The following is a 23,220-nucleotide window of genomic DNA, read 5'->3' as shown; positions in this document are numbered from 1 at the left end:
TCATTTCCGTCCCGGGCCGTCCTCGCCCCGCTTGGCTCCGCCGATCAGCACGCCGGGATTTTCCCTGATCTGGCGCGAGAATTCGTGCAGGTTCCGGGTGGTGCCGTCCAGGTTGTAGGTGACCGAATCGATGGAGCGCGACACCGCCTGCAGGGTGTGGCGCAGTTCCTTGATGGACTGGTCGATATTGTCCTGGTTGCCGGTGATGGACTTGTCGAGCGAGGTCAGCATGGCGTCGACCTTCTTGCGGCTGTCCTGCAGCCCGGCCGACAGCTGGGCGGCGTTGGTCAGGGTTTCCCGGATGCGCTCGGCGTTGGAATCGTTGATGACCTTGCCCGACAGGGTGCCGGTCATCTTCTCCACGTCGGCGGTGATCCTGGGGGTCTTGGCCGCCAGGTCGTTGGTGACCACCAGCAGGTTGGCCACCAGTTCGGGGGCGTGCTTTTCCAGGATGGCGCCGAGCGACCCCACCTGCTGGTTCAGGCTGAACAGCAGCGGCTTCAGGGCGGTCTGGTTGAGGTCGGTGATCTGGCCGGCCATGTCGTTCATGGCGGCGAAAATGTTGGCGGCGGGACCGCTGGGGATATCGGCGCCGGGGGCCAGCATCTCGGGCGAGACGCCGCCCCTGATGTCGAGCGTCGCCGCTGCCAGCAGGCCCGAGGCGGCGACGCGGGCCTGGGAATCCTTGGGGATGCGCCAGTCGTCGGCCACCGAGACCTCCAGGCGGAAGGCGGTGGCGTTGCCCTCGTGCAGGGGGGCGATCTTCTCCACCTGACCCACCGGGAAGCCCTCGAAGGTGACCTTGGTGCCGTACTTGATGCCGGCCACGTTGGCCAGCCGGGTGTAATAGGACTGGGTGCCGCCGGTCCGGCCCGTCAGCACCGCCACCACCACCACCAGCGACACCAGCATGGCCAGCACGAAGCCGCCGACCATTACGTAGTTGATACGGGAATCCTTCATGGGCGCGGGGTCCGGGTCGGGGAGGGGGGAGGGGGAGGATGGGCGGGGCCGCCGATCAGCCGGCGCAGATAGGATTCGGCGTCGGGTTCGGAATCCTCGGTCCGGCGGTTCAGCAGGTTCTGGATGCGCGGATCGGTACTGGAGCGGATGGCGTCCACGGTGTCGAGCGCCAGCACGTGGCCTTTGTCCAGCACGCAGATGCGGTCGGCGATCTTGAAGGTGGAGTCGAGATCGTGGGTCACCACCACGATGCTCATGCCCATGGCGTCGCGCAGCCGCAGGATCAGGTCGTCGATGCTGGACGCCACCACCGGGTCCAGCCCGGCCGACGGCTCGTCGCAGAACAGCAGTTCCGGGTCCATGACGATGGCCCGCGCCAGGGCGGCGCGCTTGATCATGCCGCCCGACAGCTCGGCGGGCTTCAGGTGCTCGAACCCGGCCAGGCTGACCACCTCCAGCTTGAGGCGGGTCATGATGCCGATGGTGGTCTCGTCCAGCCCGGTGTGCTCGCGCAGTGGCAGGGCGATGTTGTCGCCGACGCTCATGGAACTGAACAGGGCGCCCGACTGGAACGCCACCCCGGTGCGGGTGCGCAGCCGCTGCAGCGCGATGGGCGACAGCCTGGCGATATCGTGGCCCAGGATGCGTACCGTGCCGGAACTGGGCTTCTTCAGGCCCAGCAGATGGTTGAGCAGGGTGGTCTTGCCCGAGCCCGAGCCGCCCATGATCACCATGATCTCGCCCTTGCCCACGGTCAGCGACACGTTGTGCAGGATCTGGCGGTTGCCGTAATGGGTGGCCAGATTGCTGATCTCGATGCTGTTGGCGGGAGCGCTCATCAGCGGGTCACCATGAAGACGAAGACCATGTCGGTGATGACGATGGCCGAGATGGCGTGCACCACCGACCGCGTGGTCATGCGGCCGACCCCTTCCGCCCCTCCGGTGACCGAGGCGCCGTTGACCACGCCGACCACGGTGATCATCACGGCGAAGATGGCGCTCTTGCCCAGGCCGTGCCAGACGTCGTTGAGCCGCACCAGGTCGGTCATCTCGTCCACATAGGCACCGATGGAGCTGCCCAGTTGCGGCGCGATGTAGAGGCCGGCGGCGAACAGCCCCACCAGATCGGACCACAGGGTGAGCGCCGGCAGCATCACCAGCATGGCCAGCAGCGGCGGCACCACCAGGAAGCGCACCGGCGAGATGCCCATGACGGTGAGCGCGTCGATCTCCTGGTTGATGCGCATGGTGCCCAGCCGCGCCGCCAGGGCCGAGCCCGAGCGGCCCGCCACTAAGATACCGGTGATCAGCGGGCCGAATTCGCGCACCACGCTCATGGCGACGCCCAGCGACACCCTGGATTCGGCGCCGAACAGGCGCAGCGTGTAGATGCCCTGGATGGCCAGCATGATGCCGATGGTGGCGGACAGGACGGTGACGATGGGCAGCGCCCCGATGCCGATCTCCATGGCCTGGGCCACCACCGGGGCGAGGCGCACCGGCTGGCGGCGCTTGCGTCCCATGCCCAGCCAGTAGAGGCATTCCCCCAGCAGCGAGGCGCCGAAGCCGAATTCGGCGATTCCGGTCGCCGTCCGGCGTCCCAGCCGGTCGAGAAATCCGATGAATCCCCTGGGTTCGGCGTCGGCGCTCAACGGTTCATCCCTCCAGGGCCGTCTCGACGGTGTCGGCGATGGTGAAGACGCGGTCCAGGCGGGCCAGCTGCAGCACCCGGCGGACCGGATCGCTGATGGCGGCCAGGACGAAGCGGGTGCCGTTCTTGCGCGCCATCTGGTAGGCCTCGACCAGCCCGGCGATGCCGGAACTGTCGATGTATTCCACCCCCGAGAGATCGACGGCCACGGCGCGCTTTTCCAGCATCAGCTCCATCAGCGCCTTGCGCAGGTTGGGAGAGTGGCGCAAATCCACCTCGCCCGACAGGACGAGGATTGTGGCGGTGCCGGCGGGGCGGGTTTCAATCTTCATGTCGGATCGATCCGTTTGACCATTTGCAGCAGGTTGCCGATCCCGGCCGGCGGGGCCAGGAAATCCACGTGATCCATGATCGAGCGCATCAGATGTGTCCCCAATCCCCCGGGCCGCAACTCGTCCAGCGGCCGTGGCTGGATTTTAGCCACATCCACGGCGGGAGCGAAATCCATAAGTCGTATGACCAGCCGATCATTTTCACGGTCGAGGCGCAGGACGATGTCGCCGGCCTCTCCCTTGTAGGCGTGGCGGATGATGTTCTGGCAGGCTTCGTCCACCGCCAGCACCATGTCGCCCGCCATGGTCTCGCCGCAGCCCAGGGCGCGCACGGTTCGGCCCACCGCCGCGCGGATGGCGGCCAGTTCCTCGGGCCGGGCCGGATAGCGGCGTTCGAACCCGGCGGGGCGGCGGTCCTCGATCACCATCAGGGTAACGTCGTCGCGCAAGCTGCCGGTGTCGTCCAGCGAGCGCACCACCGCCTCCAGCCGTTCGCCGGCCGGCAGGGCGGCGGCATCCCGGATCATCCGCCGCGCCCCCTCGGGTCCCAGCATGTCGCCGCCGGCGACGCGCGCCTCGGTCAATCCGTCGGTGAACAGGTAGAGCGTGCCGCCGTCCAGCTCGATCTCGGTCTCGGGGCAGCCGCCCTCGAACAGCTCCGGGGCGATGCCCAAGGGCGGCATGTCGCCCTCGATGGGGGTGAAGACGCCGTCCCGGAACAGCAGCGGCGGCTCGTGCCCGGCATTGGCCAGCACGACCTTGCCGCTGGCGGGGTCCAGCACGCCGGCCGCCATGGTGACGAACATGCCGGCCAGCCGCGTCTCGTGCAGTTCGGAATCGATGGCGGCCAGTATCCGGCCCGGCCCGTCCTCGCGCTTGGCCAGGCAGCGGAACAGGCTGGCGGTCTTGGTCATCAGCAGCGAGGCGTTCATGCCCTTGCCCGACACGTCGCCCACCGCGAAGGCCAGCCGCCCGCCGGACAGGGGCAGGATCTCGAAGAAATCCCCCGACACCCCCCGGGCCGGCAGGTTGATGCCGTGGATGGGCGATTGGTCGGGCTGCGGCCCCGGCAGCATGGCCCGCTGAATCTCCGAGGCCAGCTCCAGCTCGCGCTTCAGGCCTTGCTGTTCGGCCATGTCGGCCACCAGCATCGCATTGATCAGGGCCAGGGCGGAACTGGCGGCCAGGGCCTGCAGCAGGCGGGAATCCGTCAGGGAGAATGAGGTGCCGCCCTTCTTGTTGAACAGCTCGATGGCCCCCAGCCTGCGGCCTCGCACCGCCATGGGGGCGCACAGGATCGAGCGGGTCTCGAAGCCGGTGGCGGCGTCGACTGCTCCGGCGAAATCGGGATCGCGCCTTGTGTCCTTCACCAGTTGCGGTACGCCCAGGTCGACGGTGCGCCCGACGATGCCGGTGCCGGGGGGAAGCCGCAGACCGATGACGTCCACCGGCCCCATGTTGGCGCGGCAGACCAGTTCGCCGGTCTCCTCGTCCGTCAGGAACAGCGAGGCGGCTTCCGCCCCCACCCGCTCGGCGATGCGCTCCAGGCCGAGGCGGAGGGTGGCCTCGACGTCGTGGGAATGGGCGAAATCACCGGTCATCTCGACGATCAGGTCGAGATGGCTGGCGGAATCTGTCTCGGGAAGGGGGCTCGGCATGCCCCATCATGCCAAGGACGGGGGAAACGGCCAAATGGTTAGATGGCGGAATCTGTAGATGCAAAAAAATATACGCAGGGCTCGACTTTCTCCGTTCCGCCCGTGTAAAGGGAGGGCGGGCGGGAAGGATGCATCAGGTATTGGGGCTGGGAATGTTGTTTTCGCGAGGCAAGGCCGGTCCGGGGATCGCGCCCGGCGACGTTTTTCATAAGCTTGGAACCTATGGCAGCGACTGGACGGTGGAGCGGATCTTCGATTACGCCGACATCCCCCGCCACGTCCGCCTGATCGACCGCGGCAGCGGGCGCACCATGACGGTGGCGGCGGACACCCTGCTCGATCCCGACAGTTTCGTCCGGCGCAACGGCTGACTCATGGCGGCCGGCAGTCCAGGCTGCCGGCCAGATGCTTCTCGATCAGCGGCGTGTATTCGTAGATCAGGACGCCGTCGCGCTGCTGCACGTTGACCTCGGTCTCGTTGCCCTTGCGGACGAAGTCCACCACCAGCAGGGTTTCGGTGCGGAAGATGGCCTCCAGCGTCCCCACCAGTTCGGAGCGGCTGCCGTTGAGGGCCGTCTGGCAGCGGTAATGGTAGTTGGGGCCGCGTGCGCACCACGACAGCATCCGCGCCACCTTGGGGCAGGCGTTGGCTGGGGTCATGGCGGTGCGCAGGGCGGTGCGCGTGTCGGCATTGGCCCGAAGGTCCTCGGCGGTACGGTCCGGGGTGACCAGGGAACAGCCCCCCAGGGCCAGCGCCGAAGCAAGAATGACAGGCAGTCTCATGGGCTTCCCGATACGACTTTGCCGAATCCTATCCGGGTTTGCATCGGAACGGAACTAGGGTTTTAACCCTACGACTCTTGGATGGCGCCCAGCATGGCCGATACCACGTTGGTCAGGCGGACCAGGTCGCAATCGCGGGACAGGCGGTGGTCGCCGTCCTTGACCAGGATAATCTCCACATGCTCCGAGGCCAGGCAATCGGCCAGCCGCAACGCGGTTTCCCAGGGCACGTCCTCATCCTTCTGCCCCTGGATCAGCCGGACCGGGCAATGCAGCTGGATCAGGTCGCGCAGCAGCAGGTGGTTGCGGCCGTCCTCGATCAGCGAGCGGTGAATGCGCCAGGGATTGTCCGGCTCGTAGCAATTGGGCAACTCCAGTTCGCCGGTTTCCATCAGGGTGCGGCGCTGCTCGAAGCTGAAATCCTGCCACATCAAATCCTCGGTGAAGTCGGGGGCGGCGGCGACGCCCACCAGCCCGGCCACCCTGTCCCGCAGTTCCAGCGCGGCCAGCAGGGCGACCCAGCCGCCCAGGCTGGAGCCCACCAGGATTTGCGGTCCCTCGGTCAGCCGGCCGATCACCGCCACCGCGTCGGCGGCCCAGCGTCCCACCGTGCCGTGAGCCACGTCGCCCGAGGACTTGCCGTGGCCGAAATAGTCGAAGCGCAGGAAGGCGCGGCCCGCTGCCCGGCACATCTCCTCCAGCGCCAGGGCCTTGGTTCCTTCCATGTCGGAATGGTAGCCGTGCAGGAACACCACGCCGGGAGTCTTGCCTTCCAGCCTGCGGTAGGCGATTGTCGCGCCGTCGGGACGTGTCAGCGTCCCTCCCCCGGCCTGCCCCGCCTTCGGGTCAAGGTTGTCGTCAAGGTTGTTTGTCATCGCCGCTCGGAAATCCATGGATCACGTCGCCCCCATCGAAGCGCCAACCCAGACCGTTCGTCAACCGGTCGTGATGCAGGTGCTGCCCGCCTTGGTCACCGGGGGGGTGGAGCGCGGCACCGTGGACATGGCCGTCGCCCTGGCCGAAGCCGGGTGGAAGGCCATCGTCGCCTCCGAGGGCGGCCCCATGGTGCGCGAGCTGACCCGCGCCGGGGCCGAGCACATCACCCTGCCGCTGGCGTCGAAGAATCCGCTGACCATCCGCGCCAACGCCCTGAAGCTGGCCGAGATCGTCACCGCCAACGGGGTGGACATCATCCACGCCCGCTCGCGCGCCCCGGCCTGGAGCGCCTGGATCGCCGCCCAGGCCACCGGCGCCCATTACGTCACCACCTTCCATGGCACCTATAATCTCGGCTGGTTCGGCTTGAAGCAGAAGTACAACGCCGTGATGACCCGGGGCGAGAAGGTGATCGCCATCTCCGACTTCATCGCCGAGCATGCCCGCCGGGTCTACGGCCTGGAGGCCGATCGCGTCCGCGTCGTCCATCGCGGCATCGACATGTCGCGCTTCGATCCCGCCCGTGTCAGCCCCGAGCGCATCATCCAGCTGGCCCAGAAATGGCGGCTGCCCGACGGCTATCAGGTGATCATGCTGCCCGGCCGCCTGACCCGCTGGAAGGGCCAGGCGGTGCTGATCGAGGCCCTGGCCCTGCTGGGCCGCCACGACGTGCGCTGCCTGCTGGTCGGCTCCGACCAGGGCCGCACCGGTTATCGCGAGGAACTGGTGGAGCTGATCAAGCGCCGCGACCTCACCGACGTGGTTCATCTGGCCGACGAGTGCAACGACATGCCCGCCGCCTACATGCTGACCGACGTGGTGGTCTCGGCCTCCACCGATCCGGAAGCCTTCGGCCGCATCGCCGTCGAGGGGCAGGCCATGGGCCGCCCGGTGATCGCCACCGCCCACGGCGCCACTGACGAGACGGTGCTGCCCGGCCGCACCGGCTGGCTGACCGCGCCGGGCGATCCGGCGGCGCTGGCCCAGGCGCTGGACCGCTTCCTGGCGCTGTCGGCCGAGGAGCGCGACCTGATGGCCCGCGACGCCATGGATTTCGTCCGGGGCAAATTCTCCAAGGAAACCATGTGCGCCCGCACCCTCGACGTTTACCGCGAGGTGCTGGGCCTGCCCGCCGCTCCGCAGGCGGAGTGATGGCGGCCACCGACATTCTGGTCATCAAGCTGGGCGCGCTCGGCGATTTCGTCCAGGCCATGGGGCCCTTCGCCGCTATCCGCGCCCATCATCCCGGCGCCCGCATCACCCTGCTGACCACCCGTCCCTTCGCCGAGCTGGCCCGGGCCTGCCCGTGGTTCGACGCGGTGTGGCTGGACGACAAGCCGCCGCTGTGGCGTCTGGACAAGGTGCTGGCCCTGGCCGCCCGCCTGCGCGGCGGCCGCTTCCGGCGGGTCTACGATCTGCAGACCTCGGACCGTTCGTCCTGGTATTTCCGGCTGATGGGCGGGCCCGGCCGCGTCGGCGGCCAATCAAACATTCCCGAATGGTCAGGCATCGCCAGGGGCTGCTCGCACCCCCATGCCAATCCCCAGCGGGATTCCATGCATACCATCGAGCGCCAGCGCGAGCAGCTGGCCATGGCCGGCATCGCCAAGGTGCCGCCGCCCGACCTCGCCTGGGCGGAAGCCGCGCCGGGGCGGTTCGACATCGCCGGGCGCTTCGTGCTGCTGGTTCCCGGCGGCGCGCCGCACCGTCCGGCCAAGCGCTGGCCGGCGGAGCGCTTTGGCCGCGTCGCCCTCTGGCTGGCGGAGCGCGGCGTCACGCCCGTCCTGCTGGGCACGGACAAGGAGCGGGCCGAGATCGACGCCATCCGCGCCGTCTGTCCCCAGGCGGTGGATCTGGCGGAGAAGACCGGACTGCCCGACATCATCGCCCTGGCGCGGCGCGCCGAGGCGGCGCTGGGCAACGATACCGGCCCCATGCACCTGATCGCCGCCGGCGGCTGCCCTTCGGTGGTGCTGTTTTCCCACGGATCCGACCCGGCACTGTGCGCCCCCCGGGGCAACGTCACCGTGCTGCGCCGCTCCTCGCTGGCCGATCTGGGCGAGGCCGAGGTGGAGGCGGCGCTGGGCGGGATGCTGCCCGCACCTTGACTCGGACGCGTTTGTCCTTAGACTCCCTCCCCCTGATTTGTTCCCACGCGTGAAAGAGAGTGTCATGGTCGCCATCACCCTGCCCGACGGCAAGGTCCGCCAATACGATCACCCGGTGACGGGCCTGGACGTGGCCAAGGATATCGGCCCCGGTCTGGCCAAGGCGGCGCTGGCCATCACCATCGACGGCGAGATGAAGGATCTCGCCACGCTGATCGAGCGCGACGTCGCCCTGTCGATCATCACGTCCAAGAGCGGCGACGACGCGCTGGAACTGCTGCGCCACGACGCCGCCCACGTCATGGCCGAGGCGGTGAAGGAGCTGTATCCCGAGACCCAGGTGACCATCGGTCCCTCCATCGAGAACGGCTTCTACTACGACTTCGCCCGCCCGACCCCCTTCACCCCCGACGATCTGGAGAAGATCGAGAAGCGCATGGCCGAGATCGTCGACCGCGACGAGGCCATCACGCGGGAGGAATGGGACCGCGACGCGGCGGTCAAGTTCTTCGAGGATTCCGGCGAGAAATACAAGGCGGAGATCATCGCCTCGATCCCCGCCGACCAGAAGATCGGCCTTTACCGCCAGGGCAATTTCATCGATCTGTGCCGCGGTCCCCATCTGCCGTCCACCGCCAAGCTGGGCAAGGCCTTCAAGCTGATGAAGCTGGCCGGCGCCTATTGGCGCGGCGATTCCAGGAACGAGATGCTCCAGCGCATCTACGGCACCGCCTGGTTCGACAAGAAGGAGCTGGACGCCTATCTCCACATGCTGGAAGAGGCGGAAAAGCGCGACCACCGCCGCCTGGGCCGCGAGATGGAGCTGTTCCACCAGCAGGAGGAGGCCGCCGGCTCGGTGTTCTGGCACAAGAAGGGCTGGACGCTCTACCGGGCGGTGGAAAGCTATATGCGCCGCCGGCTGGAGGCCAATAATTACGAGGAAGTGAAGACGCCGCAGCTGGTGGATTTCTCCCTGTGGGAGGCCTCGGGCCACGCCGACAAGTTCTCCGAGTCCATGTTCACCATCAGGACCCAGGACGAGCGCCACCTGGCGGTGAAGCCCATGAACTGCCCCTGCCACGTGCAGATCTTCCGCCAGGGCATCAAGAGCTACCGCGACCTGCCGCTGCGCATGGCCGAGTTCGGCTCGTGCCACCGCTACGAGCCGTCGGGCGCCCTGCACGGTATCATGCGGGTGCGCGCCTTCACCCAGGACGATGCCCACATCTTCTGCACCGAGGACCAGATCACCTCGGAGACCATCGCCTTCTGCCAGTTGCTGAAGGAGGTCTACACCGATTTCGGCTTCACCGACGTCCGCGTCAAGTTCTCCGACCGCCCGGCCAAGCGGGCCGGTTCCGACGAGACCTGGGACAAGGCGGAAAGCGCGCTGCTCGAGGCCTCCAAGGCCGCCGGGCTGGAGACGGTGCTCAATCCGGGCGAGGGCGCCTTCTACGGCCCCAAGCTGGAATTCGTGCTCAGGGACGCCATCGGCCGCGATTGGCAATGCGGCACGCTGCAGGTGGACTTCGTGCTGCCCGAGCGCCTGGATGCCGCCTATGTGGCCGAGGACGGCGCCAAGAAACGCCCGGTGATGCTGCACCGGGCCATCCTGGGTTCGTTCGAGCGCTTCCTCGGCATCCTGATCGAGAACTTCGCCGGGCGCTTCCCCCTGTGGCTGGCGCCCACCCAGGTGGTGGTCGCCACCATCGTGTCCGAGGCCGACGGCTTCGCCCGCGAGGTCGAGGCTGCTCTTAAGGCCGCCGGCATCCGGGTCGAGCTGGACTTGCGCAACGAGAAGATTAACTACAAGGTCCGCGAACATTCCGTCGCCAAGGTGCCGGTGATGCTGGTGGTCGGCAAGCGCGAGGCGGAAAGCCGCCAGGTCGCCATGCGCCGCCTGGGGAGCCAAGACCAAGAAATTGTTGCGCTGGATCAGGCAGTCGCTACACTTGCCGCAGAGGCGACCCCGCCCGCGTGACGGTGGGCGCCCCTTGGAACCGACGGCCTGGCCCGCGATGAAAAGCGCCCGGGCACTAGGTGTACTCGAAACGATGGAGATTGTTCTATAGCTAGGCCCCCGATGCAGACGCCGCCCAAGAACGACGGGCCGCGCGTCAACCGCGAGATCGATGTGCGTTCCATCCGCCTGGTGGGCGCCGACGGAGAAATGATCGGAGTCGTGACCCTGCGCGAGGGTCTGGTGATGGCCGAGGAAGCCGGGCTCGACCTGGTCGAGGTCTCCCCCAACGCCGATCCGCCGGTCTGCAAGATTCTGGACTTCGGAAAGTTCAAGTACGAGGATCAGAAGAAGAAGAACGCCGCCCGCAAGAAGCAGAAGGTGATCGAGGTCAAGGAGGTCAAACTCCGCCCGAACATCGATGACCATGACTATGACGTCAAGATGCGCAGCATGCGGAAGTTCCTCGAGGAGGGCGACAAGGTGAAGGTCACGCTCCGCTTCCGCGGCCGCGAACTGGCTCACCAGGACCTGGGCATGAAGGTGCTGGAGCGGGTGCGCGATGATCTCGAGGATCTGGGCAAGGTCGAGCAGATTCCCAAGATGGAAGGCCGCCAGATGGTCATGGTGATCTCGGCGAAGTAACCTTCGGCCGGGATCCTGAACTTTTTTCCGCACCCGCGCAAAGCGGGTTGCGGAGCAAGGGGCTTTACGCTATTTTCCGCGCCTCCCCACCGACCCTGGGGATCAGCAACCCTGTGGAGGGGTGGCAGAGTGGTCGAATGCGCCGGTCTCGAAAACCGGTATGGGTGCAAGCTCATCGTGGGTTCGAATCCCACCCCCTCCGCCATATATTCGCCTTAGTGTGTTGTTTATTCACACTTTTATGGCGGTCGTGATGGATCTGACCCATCATCTGTCCCATCACCGCATTGCGGTTACAGGCGAACGCCAGCGGACGGATTGGGGGTGTCGCAATCGCCTTCCCACCCCAGCGACATGGTGAAGCCCGCCGCGTTCTTGTGGCCTCCTCCACCATATTTCCTGGCGATGGCCGAAACGTCGAAGTCGCCGGATGACCGCAGGCTGAAGGTCCGCCCTCCCGGTCGGTCATAATAGATGCCCGCGAACGGTGGAGCCATGCCTCCACCGTCGCCCCGGCACAGGGCGTGTCCTGCGTCCGATGCCAGGGTGTAGGGCAGGTTGGCGATAGGGACGCAATAGCCGCCGATGATCATGGGGCGGGTGGTGGTGTTCAATAGCTCGGCGATATCCTTGTGGTGCTTCCGTTCGATGGCGGCACCCTCGGCCTGGATGGCGGTAGGGTCGCACTCGATCTCCTCAGCCAGTTCATCCCAGCGGTCGAAGTCGAAGGGGTGGCTGAAAACGCAGGCGAGGATTTCCCTCGTCCCCGGCAGTGCGAACCGCCACAGGTCGCGGTCCTGAACGTGCTGGAGAAGGCGGGGAATGGGCTTGCCAGGGTGGAAGTGCTCCCAGGCCAGCACGGCTCCCGATTTCTCCATGTCGATATGGACGGTTACGGCGGCGGTGACGGGCTGCACGGCGGCCCATTCCTCCAGTCCGCCCAACTCGGCGGCGGCGGTCTTGTGATGGTCGAGTACAAGTACGCTGGCGGCGGTGCGGCATAGCGCCTCCATCACCGGGCGCTTGTAGGAGAAATCGACCAGGATCACATCGCGCCCGATCACGTCCGGCGGTGGTGTGCCATAGACGCCCGGATGGAACGCCACTCGCTCCCCAAGGGACAGACGGACGGCCCACGCGGCACCGAAGCCATCGGCACATCCCCGGTGATAAATGCACAATGCGGTCATCGGTTCCTCCAAGTGCCTTGGACAAAGTGCAGATTTCATCTGGCGGGCGGCGGAAGTAATCGCTTTATATCAATATGTTATCTGGCGATGTAGGCAGGCCGTGGTGACTATAAACGCGCCCCCAAATTGGGAAATTGGGGCCGGATTTCTGGTCCGGCCCCGCTGGGCAGTCATTCCCCGAAAATGGCCCGGTCGATGCGGGCGAAATCCAGGTAGCGGGTCCGCAGGGCATCCGCCGTATCCTGGTCGCCAATGGCTGCCAGGGTGGTCAGGCACTCTTCCAGCGTGACGGCTTGGAAACCCGTCTCCTCCGGATTGGGGGAAGCCAGATGGCGGCGGTAGGCTCGGACGGCGGCGGCGACATTGGTATTCTGGCCGGGATGGATCACCACGAACCGGCCCTGAGCATAAAGGCCGCTTTCGACCATGGCCCGGCTGAGTAGATGTTCGCGCCAAAGCTGCTGGAGCGGGGCTTCCCGAAGGGCCTGGGCGTTCGGGTCCAAGAATACTCCCGCTGCCGCCGAAAGCTCATCGTAGCGGGGCTTCATCTGAGGCACCGGCTCCATCATGGTTTCGCTGTACTTGACCTCGATGGCGATAAAGCCGCTTTCGCCCGTGGTGGTGATGATGGGGGCGAACACGTCGAAGGCGCTGTGATCGGCGGTGAAGGTGGGGTCACCCCGGCCCGGCGAATGCTCGAACCAGATTCCTTCCACCTGCTCGACGTAATCGGGGAACAGGGTGCGGAAGAAAGCATTGGCCTTGTCCTGGTCCAGCTTGAGCCCGCCGAACAGGTTGAAGCACAGGGGTTGCGAGGACAGCAGGTTGGTCCAGAGCCGCTCCTGGTCGATGATCGCGCCGACCTCGCGATAAACCACCTCGCGGCGAGTGAGGTTGGCGATGTCGGCGTTGAGGAAGTTGGCCCCGTCCCTGGCGCTGGTGGTGTTGATGCGGCTGCCCAGCTTGCGGCGCTTGCCGTCCTGGCTGCGGTGGGCACCGATGGGGAGGCCGGAATCCTGACGCCACAGCGATTGCAGCAAGCGGGCAGCGGCCCTGAAACGGGTATCGGACGGTTCGTTGACCTTGTGGGCCTTGAGTACGGCCTCGGGGATGATGGGAAGTCGGTCGATGTGCATGGTGCTGGCTCCTGCCGATGAACGCCCTCAAAAGGGGCTGGTCATCGGGCTTCGGAGACAGCGGGCAGAAATTGACAGTAGCAGGCCCCGGTGGAAGTACTAAACTCCAACATCCTGGTCACATGGGGCGCGCCGGCGAAGTGGCCGCTTTGCGCCCGTGGGGGACGTTCCGTGACCTGAGCTCGGCGCTCGGAAGCGGCCATCAGGGCGGCAGCGGGGTAAGCCTCCATTGCGCCAGGAGGGAATGTTCAAGCGGGGCAGGCCATGTGGTGCACCGTCACCGGAATCAAAACTGACTCACCTTGTGCTTCAGCAATGGTGAGAGCCGTCTCAACGCGATTCTCCTTTCGGTTGGGCCGGGATTGGACTATCCTGCCGTCGATCGGGGGCGGATAGGCCGCTCAAATGGAAATATCGGTTAACTGGCACACAAAGGGAAATCCATGCCTCGAACCATTGAGCAAGGCTTCAGTGATTTCCATGACAAAATCAAAACTTCTGCCACAGAAACAGCGGCAGCAAAGTCCCATAGGGCCTCAATTGAAGCTTGTCTAAAAAGCAATTTTGGCTTGAATCGGTTCGCCAGGATTGGTTCATTTGGGAACGGAACCAACATAAACAGCTATAGCGATGTGGACTACCTAGCGTGCCTTCCAACTAGTGTCCTAACAAAGACATCAACCGCATCACTTGTGAAGGTAAAAAACGCGCTTGATACCCGATTCCCTAACACGGGTGTTAAGGTCAGCGCCCCTGCTGTCGTCTGTCCGTTTGGAACGTACAGATCGGAAGATACAGAAGTGGTGGTCGCTGATTACACCAAAGAAGAAAATGGGTTCAAGATCTATGAGATAGCCGATGGCAATGGCGGCTGGATGGAGGTCAGCCCAGACGCTCATAACCACTACGTTGCAGAAGTTGATAAGAAACACGGTGGGAAAGTTAAGCCGCTAATTCGCTTTATAAAAGCATGGAAATACTACAGGGATGTTCCCATTAATTCGTTCTATCTAGAGATGAGGGTTGCCAAATACGCTAACGGTGAATCCAGCATTGTCTATGACATAGATGTAAAGCAAATCTTGACCATGTTGAGTGGCAATGAATTAGCGGCCATGCAAGACCCAATGGGTGTGTCTGGATATATCTATCCATGCAAAACAGATGCCTTCAAGCAGGATGCTCTTTCTAAGCTGAAGACTGCTGCCACTCGTGCTGAAAAAGCACGAGTGGCTGAAGCGAATAACGACACCAAGACGGCCTTTGATTCCTGGCGGCTGCTTTATAACGATAAATTCCCGGCCTACTACCTATGAGCATCGTCCAAAAACAAGAAATACCGGAAAACGTAGAGCTTCTGGCGGCTCAGAGAAACCTGTATTCCAGAGCAAAGAATATTATTGGCTTTCAAATGCTACTCAGCATCCCTATCGCCATCTGCGCTGCGATCACCACGATAGTAAAGCCGGAATTCAAGGGCTATGTCGCTATCTGGGGTATTCTGGTTGTAGTGTTTGATCTATTTGTATTCACGCCCTGGGTGAAGAGGCTAAGGGACAGTGCTGCAAGAATTCAAGAGCTTTTTGATATAAATGTGCTTGGCTTGGATTGGAATGAAATTTCCGTTGGAAAAAAGCCAGAGCGCGAAATGATTCATGAGGAAGCGGAGAGGCATGGGCTCTCCGATGAAGACACTTCCGGATTGCGGGAATGGTATCCTGTCGTAATAGATAGTGTTCCAGAAATATTTGGGATCATAATCAGTCAGAGATCAAACGTATGGTGGGATGCGAGAATGAGGAGGAAGTACACATTTTCGGTTCGGGTCTTCATGGCTGGAATTGCTTTTGTATTGATTGGATATGGTTTGTATGAAAAAAAAGATATGTTTGAATTCTTAGCTTATGTCTTCGCCCCTCTGGCATCAACTTATGTTTTTGGCTATCGCCAAATGACGGAGCATGGTGATGCCGCCGATAGATTGGATAAGCTGAAAGAGCTATCGGAAAAAATTTGGGCGGATGCTGTGGCTGGTGGAGATGCTGGCGCAGTGAAGCTCAAATGCAGAACGCTGCAAGACCAAATTTTCGATCATAGAAAGAAGAACCCGCCGATTTTTGACTTCTTGTTCCGATGGTTTAGGGGCAAGCATGAGGCATTGATGAATAAGACGGCTAAAGAGCTCGTGGCGGAAGCAATTAATTAAATAGAGCTCTCTTGCATTTCTGTTTATACTAATTCTGAGTCCCGGTGGATTATGCTCCAATTGCCACGAATAATGGCGGTGATTTTTGGGGCAGATTCGGGAGCTGTGGTGGATTTCGGTGACGCCGCACTTAATTCGAAGATCCGCGTCACCCGCTCCCGCCTCTCCAAATCCGCTCTTCCGTTCACGGCCCATACAGGAAGTGGTCTCGAGTGACCATCCTTGGACCAGCCCTCTGCCCACAAACGTCGAGGGTAGCCATCCCCCAGACGTTCCCTTATCATCCTCCCCGGCGTTTGATCGCGCCTTGCACATGAGGTCTCCCGCTCTGCCGGGTGGCCTGCGAATACAACACCCGTCCAGCAGGACGGCGGGTGACCGTTGTCCTGTGGGAAATCAGCAGGGCGTGTTCGTGAAAACCTCATGTGCCACGCGATCAACCGCCCGGCGCCAGCAGGCGCCGGAGCGGGAGCGCGGGGGCAAGGGATATTCCAGTTCCAGCCATGCACGCGCCCCATGTCCGATTGGGGGAAACGATGCTGCATTTCCTGTTCTCAAGCCCGTATGGCAAGGCCGTCATAATCGTCTCCGCCGCGCTGGTGCTGTTCGCGGTGGTGTATCTCGTCAACAAGGGAACCAATGCTGTGGCCCGGAAGGTGGCACCGGGGGCGCAAGCGCAATTGGAGCGGACCAGTGCAAGCCCGCTGTACCAGAAGGGGCTGGCGCTCATCGTCGCGGCCCTGGTCGCTCTCGGAGGGGCGGCCTATCTCATCCCCTCCGACTCCCCCAATTCGATCTTGGAAGACGTGAGCGGGGTATGGCGGTCGCGGGACAACATGCTGTACGTGGTGAGTCTGGATGGTCCGGACAAATACGTCGGAATGGCCGGATATAAAATACCCGTCCGAATCGAGAGCGTTGACGGCGACAATGATGTGATCAACCTCGATGCCGCGCCTCCTGGCGGTAAGAGGAATCTATGGTCCTTGATGCAGGTTTGGGACGCCAAGAGGGAATCCTTCAGGATAAGTCTGGTCTTCAACAACGGGGACGCGTCCAATCTCGGCTTCGTCCGGAAGATCACCCCGACGGACATCCCTACAAAGCTCATTCCGCAAGAGCCTCCCCCGGTTCAACAAGCCCCCACGTCCGGCCCTGTCACCGAAACGACGGTCGTCGGGAGGTATAAATATGTTGAGGACGGTTCCAATGGACAAATGTCGATTCTCAGTGGGCGTGATCCAGGACTCGTCGTTGCCGATATCGGTACGGTCAGTTCACAAGGCCAAACCTGCGATATCACGCTCCAGGGCAAGTTCGAGAATGGGCGAGGCCGGTTGCAGGACGCGACCAAACAGTGCGGCGTCGAGTTGCGGGTCGAGCCCTCCGGTGCCGCATCGCTATCCGTTGCCGATGACCCTGTGGGCGGATGCAGCGCCAGTTGCGGCATGAACGCCACGTTCCTGGGGAACTACCGCAAGCTACCCTGACGGGATGGGAGCGAGCCCCTCGGCCTGCTTCGGGTCGGGGCACGAAAGAGGAGTGCAGATTGTTGTCTCGGACAGTCTGCATTTCTCATTCTTTTTCAGTTTGTTATGCGGGGTGCTACAGCCTCGGCGGTGACTATGGAAGGTCGCGCGCCGCCCGGTAATGGGGATCGAAACGCACCACATATCGATCCGTGGGGATGCCGAATTCAGCGACGATCCGGGCGATAAAGGATCGGGTTTGGAGACGGCGGTCGGCGTAGATGGTGAATCGCCCTTCCTTCGGCCAATAAACCACCCTTCCCCTGGGTATCGCTTCATAGGGGTGCCATGCGGGGGCGGTCGGCAAGCCGTGCCGTTCCAGCCCCGCTGGCCCCAGCCGGGCAAGGTCCTCCCAGAATTCCGCATGGCCAATGGGATGGGTGATGGCGTCCCCATACGGTTCTCCCTGGTCGCAGGGGCTTTTATCCGCCAACAGGACAAACCCTCCTTCGTCCAGGGGAATGCCCCAGAAGATGCCCACACTTGCGGGGGTCATGCCGATCTCCTTGCGCCGATGGGGGCTGCCCTTTCCGTACATTGTTCGGAAGACGCTCCGGCAGATTTACAATAAGGCTGGCCTTGACGCCCGCGCCCGGCGTCTTATCTTTCATCTGCCGCATCTGGAGATGCCGGGCCTTGGCTCGCCTCCCCTTCTTTTCTCCGCTGCACCATTGCGCGATCCTTCTTGCGGCTTCCAGCTTCCAGGAAGGTGAGCCATGCCCAATCGGCGCGACGACGACTATTTTGAGACGGACGAATCCGTCGAGGACCTCGTTCCCGACCGGGAAGATGATCCGCCGCCAAAGCCTGAGCGGCAATGGCTCTACCGGGAACGCTGGGAGCAAATGGCCAAGGCCAAGGCGTCCGGTGGTGAGCCGGACAAACCTCAGGGGCGGGGCCGCCAGTTCGTCCCTGGGGTCGCCTCGCGGCTCCTTGGGGATTTGTCCCTCCCCAAGTCCGCGTCTCCGCCGCCACAGCCGTCCGGGGGGGAGGCGGATAAATCCTGTCGCCGGGGCCGCCAGTTCGTCCCTGGGTTCAAATCCACGTCTCCGCCGCCACCCCAACCGGAGAGGCAATGGCTCTACCGGGAACGCTGGGAGAAGATGCCCAAGGCATCCGGTGGCGAGCCGGACAAACCTCGGGGCCGGGGCCGCCAGTTCGTCCCTGGGGTCGCCTCGCGGCTCCTTGGGGATTTGTCCCTCCCCAAGTCCGCGTCTCCGCCTCCCCAGGAGAAGGCAGCTCCGATAGTCGATCCCGCCGCGCCCGATGACGAAGATGACACCCCCTGGCACACCTATTCCGCTGAAGAACGTGCCCGCATCCTCTGGGAAAATGGTGTGGGGAATAGTCCTCGGGCCATAAAGAGGGCCATGAAGGGTGTCAGCGCGGCGAACGGCATTTATTCTGAGTTGCTGGTCGCCACCTATGGTGAACGAGGCGAAGGCATTGACCTCGACGTCAAGAGTTGGGCAGACCTTCAACGGGAACGTCCTCACGTCTACGCCCGCAAGGTGCACTTTCGCCGCCGCACCTATAAAGTTGCCCCAGACATGAGTTTGCAGGCTGGCCTCAATTTAGGCGCTCTCCGCCCGTCAAGCTATATCACTGGCGACGAATTCGTCGATCTGTACTCCGCCGTCGCCTTTGCCAACCGATGCGGCCTTATACTCAATTGCCACATCACTATCTTGTGGGCGGCCCTGGGTTACACGGACCACGATGAAGTGGCGCGCGAACTTCTCGGCTTCACGCGACGGCTCCGGGATTGGTGCGCACAGCGTGGCTTTGAGACGGCCTGGATTTACTCGAATGAAAATAGCCCTCTGGCCGGGCTTCACTCGCATGTGCTGCTCTTCGTGACGCCCCGGTATGCCAAGGAGTTCCGTGCCTATGCCCAATGGTCACTGAACAAGAGGTCCACGATAAACCCCGCCCCAGGCACCCCGAAGGCCGTCGATATCAAATTGAGGCAGCCCCGGACCAGAGATGTCGATGTCCGGCGGGTACGATGCCTCTACACCCAATGGCTGTGGTTTGAATACCTTTGCAAGGGCCTTCGAGGAACCGATAAATTCACCCAGGTCCGGCGGGGACAGCGCGAATTCGAAGGCGTGTGCCTGGGCGATCTCGTTCGTTTCTTCCCGCAGGACCCCGGCCATGTCGGGTGTTCCAATCGGGTGGGGATGTCACGGAATCTGTCTGCCTCGCGCCGGGCAAGGGGGTTCATAAACGAGGCCATCCTCACCAGGGCGCCGAAATTCAAGTCGGCGCTGGAGATGCTCAATACCTCCGTTGACGTGCGCGCCCTTTACAGCGGGCGTTACTATCAGGCGTTCCTCGATCAGGCGCGGGAGTTGTATCGCCTGCAAGGTAAGGATTTCGACAAAGAACTTGCGAAGGCCCAGGGAACTGCCGAGGCTCCCGCCAAGAAGACAAAGGCCATCAAGCCCCCCAAGCCTGTGGGCGTAACCGGGACGAGAAAACGGAAGCGAGTCCTGGTCCCTGGCCGTCTCAGAACGAGTGCAGAAAGTGATTGTAGCAAGGACGATAAATAGCAATGTGGTTCAATGTGTTGGAGAGAATTCTGTGGGGGGATCGGTGACTATACACCCCGATTCTCGCGCCCTCCTGCGATCACGCAACCGAGAGCCTGATTTCGCCATCTCCGCTGGTGCGAGTGCCGATTTAAGCTTTCGGGCGCGGCACGATACAATCCCTCATCAAGATCACATTGGGCATGTCGGAGGCTAAGGGAGACGCCTCCCCAATTGGCCGTGCGGAGCGAATTCGCAGGTTGCGGATGTCGGGACGCCCTTTCCATGCCAGATGTGGATTGATGGCCAGCTTATCGCACACGCCCCAACCGTCCCGGTGCGGGATCAGGATGCCCATGGTTTGCAGAGTCCGGAGCGCATCAAGAACCAGCTCGGGATCAATGCCCAAATCCGAGGCGAGCTTTTTGGGTTCCAGCCGTAAGTAGCCCTCGTTGTGCTGCTGGGCACAAAGGGCTTCGATGAAAACGGCATAATGGATAGGCCGTTCCCGCAACTGCCAGATGAGCCTGTTGGCGGCCTGCATCTGGGCGCGGTACACGGCAAAAAAGTGGGCATCTTCTGGAATGGGGGGCATCATGGGTTCTCTCCTTAAGGACAGTTTCTTTTCGCAGGAGCGGTTGTCGTTTCATTTCTCGTTTGATTTCAATGAATTAAGTGGGGCGACAGTTTATATGCGTCTTTGTCCCCGCGAGTGAACAGCGGTGGAGCAGTTGATTTTTTTCATAGGCCAGCAGCGAGTTTGCATAGAAATGGCCGCGCCCTGGTTGAGGGGCGCAGCCATGTTCTTGAAGCCAAGGGGCACGATCAGGTTCGCTGGGGCGGCAGGCTATTCAGCCAGCGTTCGGCCTCGACCATAGGGATGAAAGTGCGTCGTCCGAACTTCCGGGCGGTCAGGCGACCGGCTTTCATCTCAGCATAGGCGGCGGTGCGTCCGATTCCCGCCCAGCGGCAAAAGTCGTTCACCGACAAAGATCCGGGCTTTTCTTTGGTGATCTCATTGAATTTCATGGCGAATATCCGCATCGAAGTTGTTGATGCGGGATATGCGCTGCGGCCCCCTCGGCCCCACAGTTGGGCGGAGGGCGATCAAATGCCGCCGATTGCTTTGCCTTGTCCGATGGGCAGGATGTTGCCTTCCTGGATTTCCACGGCGCAGAACTTGGCCCAATCCTCCATCAAGCGATATCGCTTTTCGAGGAGGTCGCCGCGCCGATAGGCGGCCTCGACCTTATCGCTGACGACGTGGGCCAGGGCCATTTCGGCCACCTCGCGGGGGTAGTTGGTCCGCTCCGCCGCCCAATCCCGGAAGGTGCTGCGGAATCCGTGTGAGGTCAGGTCCGCACGTTTCATCCGCTTCAGAAGTTGCAGGAACGCCATGTTGGAAAGGGGCTTCTTGGGGCGGGTGCCGGGGAACACGAATTCATCGGATAAATCGGCCTCCTGCATTGCCTTCACGATGGACAGGGCGGCCTTGGACAGCGGAACGCGGTGTTCCTTGCCCGCCTTCATGCGTTCGGGCGGAATGGTCCACAGCTTCTTTTCAAGGTCGAACTCGCTCCAACGAGCGGCCATGACCTCTCCAGTTCGGGCGGCGGTCAGGATCAGAAGTTCAAGCCCCTTGGCGGCAATCCCATCCTGCTTGCGCAATGCCGCCATGAACGATCCCATCTGCTCGACGGGCAGAGCAGGATGATGCTCGACCTTCTGGACCTTGGCTCGTCGCGGCAACAAATGGTCCAAGTGTCCCTTCCACCGAGCGGGATTGTCTCCTGAACGGTAGCTGCGAACCGTCGCCCAACCCAGGATGGATTCCATGCGGCCCCGTACCCGTGTCGCAGTCTCGGTCTTGCTCTCCCAGATGGGCGATATGACTTTCAGGACAAGGCCGGTGTCGATGCTCTGCACGGGCAAATCGCCAATGGTGGGATAGGCGTAGGTCGCCAAGGTATTGCGCCACTGGTCGCCGTGCTTGGCATTGCGCCAGCCGGGGGCATGGGCCCTGATATAGTCCTCGGCGCATTCCTTGAAGGTGACGGTCTTGGCCGCTTCCAGTTTCCGGGCAAGTCGCTGGTCGTCGCGCATCTGAAGGGGGTCTTGGTCCTCTGCCAACTGCTTGCGGAGTTCCTCGGCCTTGAGCCGGGCGTCGGCCAGACTGATCGCGTGCTCTGGGCCAAGCCCCATGTCCCGGCGGTGACGGTTGCGCATATAGCGGAATATCCAGGACTTTGCCCCGGTCGGGCCGACCCGCAGATAAAGGCCACCCCCGTCCGCATAGAGGCCGGGTTCCTTCATCTTGGACACCGCCATGGCGGTCAGTTGCTTCATCTTGCGCGCCATGCTGGCTCCCCAGGGAGGGGATGGAACAAAATAGCAACATTGTCCCATCAAATGACCCATCAATGTGGGCGGAATTGTATCAAACGTGGGTGAACACGTCCAACCAAACAACCGCTATCTTATTGAGGAGTTTCGCGCTTTTCGGATCACGCCTGAACACGGGCGAACAAGCGTGAGGCGGACACCCCCTCCGCCAATTGCCTGGAAAAACCGCGCCCTTGAGCGCGGTTTTTCATTTCAGCCCGCAAATCAGCCCACGGATGGACCGGCGCATGTCGAGGCGATCGCGGGGCGCCGCAACGCCGCCGTGGTGGCCCTGGGGGCGGGAGGCTTCAGCGGCGGAAGACGAAGCGGCGCTGGCGTTGGCGCTTGCGGCAGGCGATGGACAGGCTGAGGCCCAACAGGCCGACGGCCATCCAGGCGGGCATGTCCAGCAGCGCCACGGCCAGGGCGCTGCCGGCATCGGTGGTGTCGGGCGCGTGGCCAGCGATCAGGGTGACGACGTCGGCGGTAATGATGCCGGCATATTCGGCCGGACCCAGGGCCAGCACGGCGTCGGCCGACGCCATGATCACGGCGAGGCCGATCAGCAGCCAACCCATCACACGCCCGAAGAACATGTATGCCCCCGACGATTAGAGCCTTTATCTCACGGATGAATATAGGTTTGCGCCGAAGCAATCTGAATTTCAACCGTTTTTCGGTGATATTGGACGAATGTCGAGGGGGGTTGCATGCCCTCCCTCCCTCGTGTATCTTCCCGCCCTTCGCCGAACCTGGAACGCCGGGCGCGGACGATGCGGAGGGGTGGCCGAGCGGTTGAAGGCGCACGCCTGGAAAGTGTGTATACGGTGTTGAGCCGTATCGAGGGTTCGAATCCCTCTCCCTCCGCCATTACTTCTAAAGAATAGATTCTCTGACGCATAGAGCCTTGGGCGAAAGCCCAAGGCTCTGCGCCGTTTTAGGTCAGTAGCTGTTGACCTTCAGGTCTTGTGACAGCGCATTTTTAACCAATCTCCTCTTCTCTCCCGCCCTGTTTCTCTGGAAGCTGTTGACTGCCGCCAAACGGTACGGGATTTAAAGTTGCAAGTAATTCAAGGCGTTGTGACGCCAAAAGCTGTTGACCTTTTCGCTGTTATTATTGGCGCGGGCTGGAGTCTGGGAGTGGAATGGACGGTCAACAGCCGTCCTGGCCCAGAAAGAGCCATCCGCATCAGGCACGGCCAAGC

General features: G+C 62.7%; 23 protein-coding genes and 2 tRNA genes. 11 read left to right on the top strand and 14 right to left on the bottom strand.

What is annotated here, in order from left to right:
- From H261_RS16830 to H261_RS16810, 5 genes are read right to left on the bottom strand one after another with little or no spacing between them, the layout of a single operon-like run.
- On the bottom strand, positions 1-963 hold the full coding sequence (locus H261_RS16830) for an MlaD family protein (protein ID WP_152426923.1): 963 nt from the start codon (positions 961-963) through the stop codon (positions 1-3).
- A complete protein-coding gene (locus H261_RS16825) occupies positions 960-1,802 on the bottom strand; it encodes an ABC transporter ATP-binding protein (RefSeq protein ID WP_008619861.1) in 843 nt (280 codons plus the stop codon). Before H261_RS16825 ends, H261_RS16830 begins: the two co-directional genes overlap by 4 nt.
- Positions 1,802-2,617, bottom strand: coding sequence for an MlaE family ABC transporter permease (locus tag H261_RS16820; RefSeq protein ID WP_008619860.1), 816 nt, complete (start codon positions 2,615-2,617; stop codon positions 1,802-1,804). The genes H261_RS16825 and H261_RS16820 overlap by 1 nt, the downstream gene beginning before the upstream one ends.
- A gap of 4 nt (positions 2,618-2,621) precedes the next feature.
- A complete protein-coding gene (locus H261_RS16815; protein ID WP_008619859.1) occupies positions 2,622-2,948 on the bottom strand; it encodes an STAS domain-containing protein in 327 nt (108 codons plus the stop codon).
- Positions 2,945-4,606 carry an ATP-binding SpoIIE family protein phosphatase gene (locus tag H261_RS16810; protein ID WP_008619858.1) on the bottom strand — a complete coding sequence of 554 codons (1,662 nt, stop codon included), beginning with the start codon at positions 4,604-4,606 and terminating at the stop codon, positions 2,945-2,947. Before H261_RS16810 ends, H261_RS16815 begins: the two co-directional genes overlap by 4 nt.
- Before the next feature lie 152 nt (positions 4,607-4,758).
- Between H261_RS16810 and H261_RS16805 the strand changes: the two genes are divergently transcribed.
- Positions 4,759-4,977 carry a hypothetical protein gene (locus tag H261_RS16805; RefSeq protein ID WP_040476761.1) on the top strand — a complete coding sequence of 73 codons (219 nt, stop codon included), beginning with the start codon at positions 4,759-4,761 and terminating at the stop codon, positions 4,975-4,977.
- A 1-nt stretch (position 4,978) separates the two neighbouring features.
- Here H261_RS16805 and H261_RS16800 read toward each other — a convergent pair whose 3' ends face one another.
- Entirely contained in the window at positions 4,979-5,389 is a 411-nt protein-coding gene (locus H261_RS16800) for a hypothetical protein (protein WP_008619847.1), read from the bottom strand.
- A 68-nt stretch (positions 5,390-5,457) separates the two neighbouring features.
- On the bottom strand, positions 5,458-6,264 hold the full coding sequence (locus H261_RS16795) for an alpha/beta hydrolase (RefSeq protein WP_008619844.1): 807 nt from the start codon (positions 6,262-6,264) through the stop codon (positions 5,458-5,460).
- Between the two features lie 16 nt (positions 6,265-6,280).
- Here H261_RS16795 and H261_RS16790 point away from each other — a divergent pair, with 16 nt between their 5' ends.
- The 5 genes from H261_RS16790 to H261_RS16770 all read left to right on the top strand — a co-directional run bounded on the left by H261_RS16790 (position 6,281) and on the right by H261_RS16770 (position 11,243).
- Positions 6,281-7,477: a glycosyltransferase family 4 protein gene (locus tag H261_RS16790; protein ID WP_008619842.1), complete on the top strand. Its 1,197-nt coding sequence runs from the start codon at positions 6,281-6,283 to the stop codon at positions 7,475-7,477.
- On the top strand, positions 7,477-8,433 hold the full coding sequence (locus H261_RS16785) for a glycosyltransferase family 9 protein (RefSeq protein ID WP_008619839.1): 957 nt from the start codon (positions 7,477-7,479) through the stop codon (positions 8,431-8,433). Before H261_RS16790 ends, H261_RS16785 begins: the two co-directional genes overlap by 1 nt.
- Positions 8,434-8,497: 64 nt before the next feature.
- Entirely contained in the window at positions 8,498-10,414 is a 1,917-nt protein-coding gene (gene thrS, locus H261_RS16780) for a threonine--tRNA ligase (RefSeq protein WP_008619838.1), read from the top strand.
- A gap of 102 nt (positions 10,415-10,516) precedes the next feature.
- Entirely contained in the window at positions 10,517-11,038 is a 522-nt protein-coding gene (gene infC / locus H261_RS16775; protein WP_008619837.1) for a translation initiation factor IF-3, read from the top strand.
- Between the two features lie 115 nt (positions 11,039-11,153).
- A tRNA-Ser gene (locus H261_RS16770) sits at positions 11,154-11,243 on the top strand.
- Between the two features lie 88 nt (positions 11,244-11,331).
- Here H261_RS16770 and H261_RS16765 read toward each other — a convergent pair.
- A complete protein-coding gene (locus H261_RS16765) occupies positions 11,332-12,144 on the bottom strand; it encodes a DHHA1 domain-containing protein (protein WP_008619836.1) in 813 nt (270 codons plus the stop codon).
- 254 nt (positions 12,145-12,398) lie between these two features.
- Positions 12,399-13,364: a PGN_0703 family putative restriction endonuclease gene (locus H261_RS16760; RefSeq protein ID WP_008619835.1), complete on the bottom strand. Its 966-nt coding sequence runs from the start codon at positions 13,362-13,364 to the stop codon at positions 12,399-12,401.
- Positions 13,365-13,807: 443 nt separating this feature from the next.
- Between H261_RS16760 and H261_RS16755 the strand changes: the two genes are divergently transcribed.
- The 3 genes from H261_RS16755 (at position 13,808) to H261_RS16745 (ending at position 17,060) form a co-directional block, all read left to right on the top strand.
- The gene (locus H261_RS16755) at positions 13,808-14,680 is read left to right on the top strand and encodes an SMODS domain-containing nucleotidyltransferase (RefSeq protein ID WP_040476760.1); all 873 of its coding nucleotides are present in this window, start codon (positions 13,808-13,810) and stop codon (positions 14,678-14,680) included.
- Positions 14,677-15,570: an S-4TM family putative pore-forming effector gene (locus tag H261_RS16750; protein WP_008619832.1), complete on the top strand. Its 894-nt coding sequence runs from the start codon at positions 14,677-14,679 to the stop codon at positions 15,568-15,570. Before H261_RS16755 ends, H261_RS16750 begins: the two co-directional genes overlap by 4 nt.
- Positions 15,571-16,106: 536 nt before the next feature.
- Positions 16,107-17,060, top strand: coding sequence for a hypothetical protein (locus H261_RS16745; protein WP_040476759.1), 954 nt, complete (start codon positions 16,107-16,109; stop codon positions 17,058-17,060).
- Positions 17,061-17,193: 133 nt separating this feature from the next.
- On the opposite strand, the gene H261_RS16740 is transcribed toward H261_RS16745, so the two are convergent.
- Positions 17,194-17,637, bottom strand: coding sequence for a hypothetical protein (locus tag H261_RS16740; RefSeq protein WP_040476757.1), 444 nt, complete (start codon positions 17,635-17,637; stop codon positions 17,194-17,196).
- A 178-nt stretch (positions 17,638-17,815) separates the two neighbouring features.
- On the opposite strand from H261_RS16740, the gene H261_RS16735 reads away from it, so the two are divergent.
- Entirely contained in the window at positions 17,816-19,654 is a 1,839-nt protein-coding gene (locus H261_RS16735; RefSeq protein WP_008619829.1) for a hypothetical protein, read from the top strand.
- Between the two features lie 130 nt (positions 19,655-19,784).
- Here the strand turns inward: H261_RS16735 and H261_RS16730 are convergent, their stop codons facing one another.
- The 4 genes from H261_RS16730 to H261_RS16715 form a co-directional block, all read right to left on the bottom strand.
- A complete protein-coding gene (locus tag H261_RS16730; RefSeq protein ID WP_008619828.1) occupies positions 19,785-20,231 on the bottom strand; it encodes a hypothetical protein in 447 nt (148 codons plus the stop codon).
- Positions 20,232-20,458: 227 nt separating this feature from the next.
- A complete protein-coding gene (locus H261_RS16725; RefSeq protein ID WP_008619827.1) occupies positions 20,459-20,662 on the bottom strand; it encodes a helix-turn-helix domain-containing protein in 204 nt (67 codons plus the stop codon).
- Positions 20,663-20,740: 78 nt separating this feature from the next.
- Positions 20,741-21,991, bottom strand: coding sequence for a tyrosine-type recombinase/integrase (locus tag H261_RS16720; RefSeq protein WP_008619826.1), 1,251 nt, complete (start codon positions 21,989-21,991; stop codon positions 20,741-20,743).
- 332 nt (positions 21,992-22,323) lie between these two features.
- On the bottom strand, positions 22,324-22,611 hold the full coding sequence (locus tag H261_RS16715; protein ID WP_008619825.1) for a hypothetical protein: 288 nt from the start codon (positions 22,609-22,611) through the stop codon (positions 22,324-22,326).
- A 181-nt stretch (positions 22,612-22,792) separates the two neighbouring features.
- Between H261_RS16715 and H261_RS16710 the strand changes: the two genes are divergently transcribed.
- Positions 22,793-22,885, top strand: a tRNA-Ser gene (locus tag H261_RS16710).
- Positions 22,886-23,220 lie beyond the last annotated feature (335 nt).

The sequence above is a fragment of the Paramagnetospirillum caucaseum genome, from assembly GCF_000342045.1.
GTDB classification, from domain to species: domain Bacteria; phylum Pseudomonadota; class Alphaproteobacteria; order Rhodospirillales; family Magnetospirillaceae; genus Phaeospirillum; species Phaeospirillum caucaseum.
The sequence above is the reverse complement of the archived record's forward strand: the minus strand, read 5'-3'. Positions and strand labels throughout refer to the sequence as shown.

Excerpts from the sequence above, each read along its gene's own strand:
- H261_RS16725 (WP_008619827.1), bottom strand. The coding sequence starts at position 20,662 with ATGAAATTCAATGAGATCACCAAAGAAAAGCCCGGATCTTTGTCGGTG.
- infC (WP_008619837.1), top strand. The coding sequence starts at position 10,517 with ATGCAGACGCCGCCCAAGAACGACGGGCCGCGCGTCAACCGCGAGATC.
- H261_RS16750 (WP_008619832.1), top strand. The coding sequence starts at position 14,677 with ATGAGCATCGTCCAAAAACAAGAAATACCGGAAAACGTAGAGCTTCTG.
- H261_RS16730 (WP_008619828.1), bottom strand. The coding sequence starts at position 20,231 with ATGATGCCCCCCATTCCAGAAGATGCCCACTTTTTTGCCGTGTACCGC.
- H261_RS16815 (WP_008619859.1), bottom strand. The coding sequence starts at position 2,948 with ATGAAGATTGAAACCCGCCCCGCCGGCACCGCCACAATCCTCGTCCTG.
- H261_RS16740 (WP_040476757.1), bottom strand. The coding sequence starts at position 17,637 with ATGTACGGAAAGGGCAGCCCCCATCGGCGCAAGGAGATCGGCATGACC.
- H261_RS16825 (WP_008619861.1), bottom strand. The coding sequence starts at position 1,802 with ATGAGCGCTCCCGCCAACAGCATCGAGATCAGCAATCTGGCCACCCAT.
- H261_RS16720 (WP_008619826.1), bottom strand. The coding sequence starts at position 21,991 with ATGGCGCGCAAGATGAAGCAACTGACCGCCATGGCGGTGTCCAAGATG.
- H261_RS16745 (WP_040476759.1), top strand. The coding sequence starts at position 16,107 with ATGCTGCATTTCCTGTTCTCAAGCCCGTATGGCAAGGCCGTCATAATC.
- H261_RS16790 (WP_008619842.1), top strand. The coding sequence starts at position 6,281 with ATGGATCACGTCGCCCCCATCGAAGCGCCAACCCAGACCGTTCGTCAA.
- H261_RS16810 (WP_008619858.1), bottom strand. The coding sequence starts at position 4,606 with ATGCCGAGCCCCCTTCCCGAGACAGATTCCGCCAGCCATCTCGACCTG.
- thrS (WP_008619838.1), top strand. The coding sequence starts at position 8,498 with ATGGTCGCCATCACCCTGCCCGACGGCAAGGTCCGCCAATACGATCAC.
- H261_RS16800 (WP_008619847.1), bottom strand. The coding sequence starts at position 5,389 with ATGAGACTGCCTGTCATTCTTGCTTCGGCGCTGGCCCTGGGGGGCTGT.
- H261_RS16735 (WP_008619829.1), top strand. The coding sequence starts at position 17,816 with ATGCCCAATCGGCGCGACGACGACTATTTTGAGACGGACGAATCCGTC.
- H261_RS16795 (WP_008619844.1), bottom strand. The coding sequence starts at position 6,264 with ATGACAAACAACCTTGACGACAACCTTGACCCGAAGGCGGGGCAGGCC.
- H261_RS16715 (WP_008619825.1), bottom strand. The coding sequence starts at position 22,611 with ATGTTCTTCGGGCGTGTGATGGGTTGGCTGCTGATCGGCCTCGCCGTG.
- H261_RS16755 (WP_040476760.1), top strand. The coding sequence starts at position 13,808 with ATGCCTCGAACCATTGAGCAAGGCTTCAGTGATTTCCATGACAAAATC.
- H261_RS16805 (WP_040476761.1), top strand. The coding sequence starts at position 4,759 with ATGTTGTTTTCGCGAGGCAAGGCCGGTCCGGGGATCGCGCCCGGCGAC.
- H261_RS16785 (WP_008619839.1), top strand. The coding sequence starts at position 7,477 with ATGGCGGCCACCGACATTCTGGTCATCAAGCTGGGCGCGCTCGGCGAT.
- H261_RS16760 (WP_008619835.1), bottom strand. The coding sequence starts at position 13,364 with ATGCACATCGACCGACTTCCCATCATCCCCGAGGCCGTACTCAAGGCC.
- H261_RS16830 (WP_152426923.1), bottom strand. The coding sequence starts at position 963 with ATGAAGGATTCCCGTATCAACTACGTAATGGTCGGCGGCTTCGTGCTG.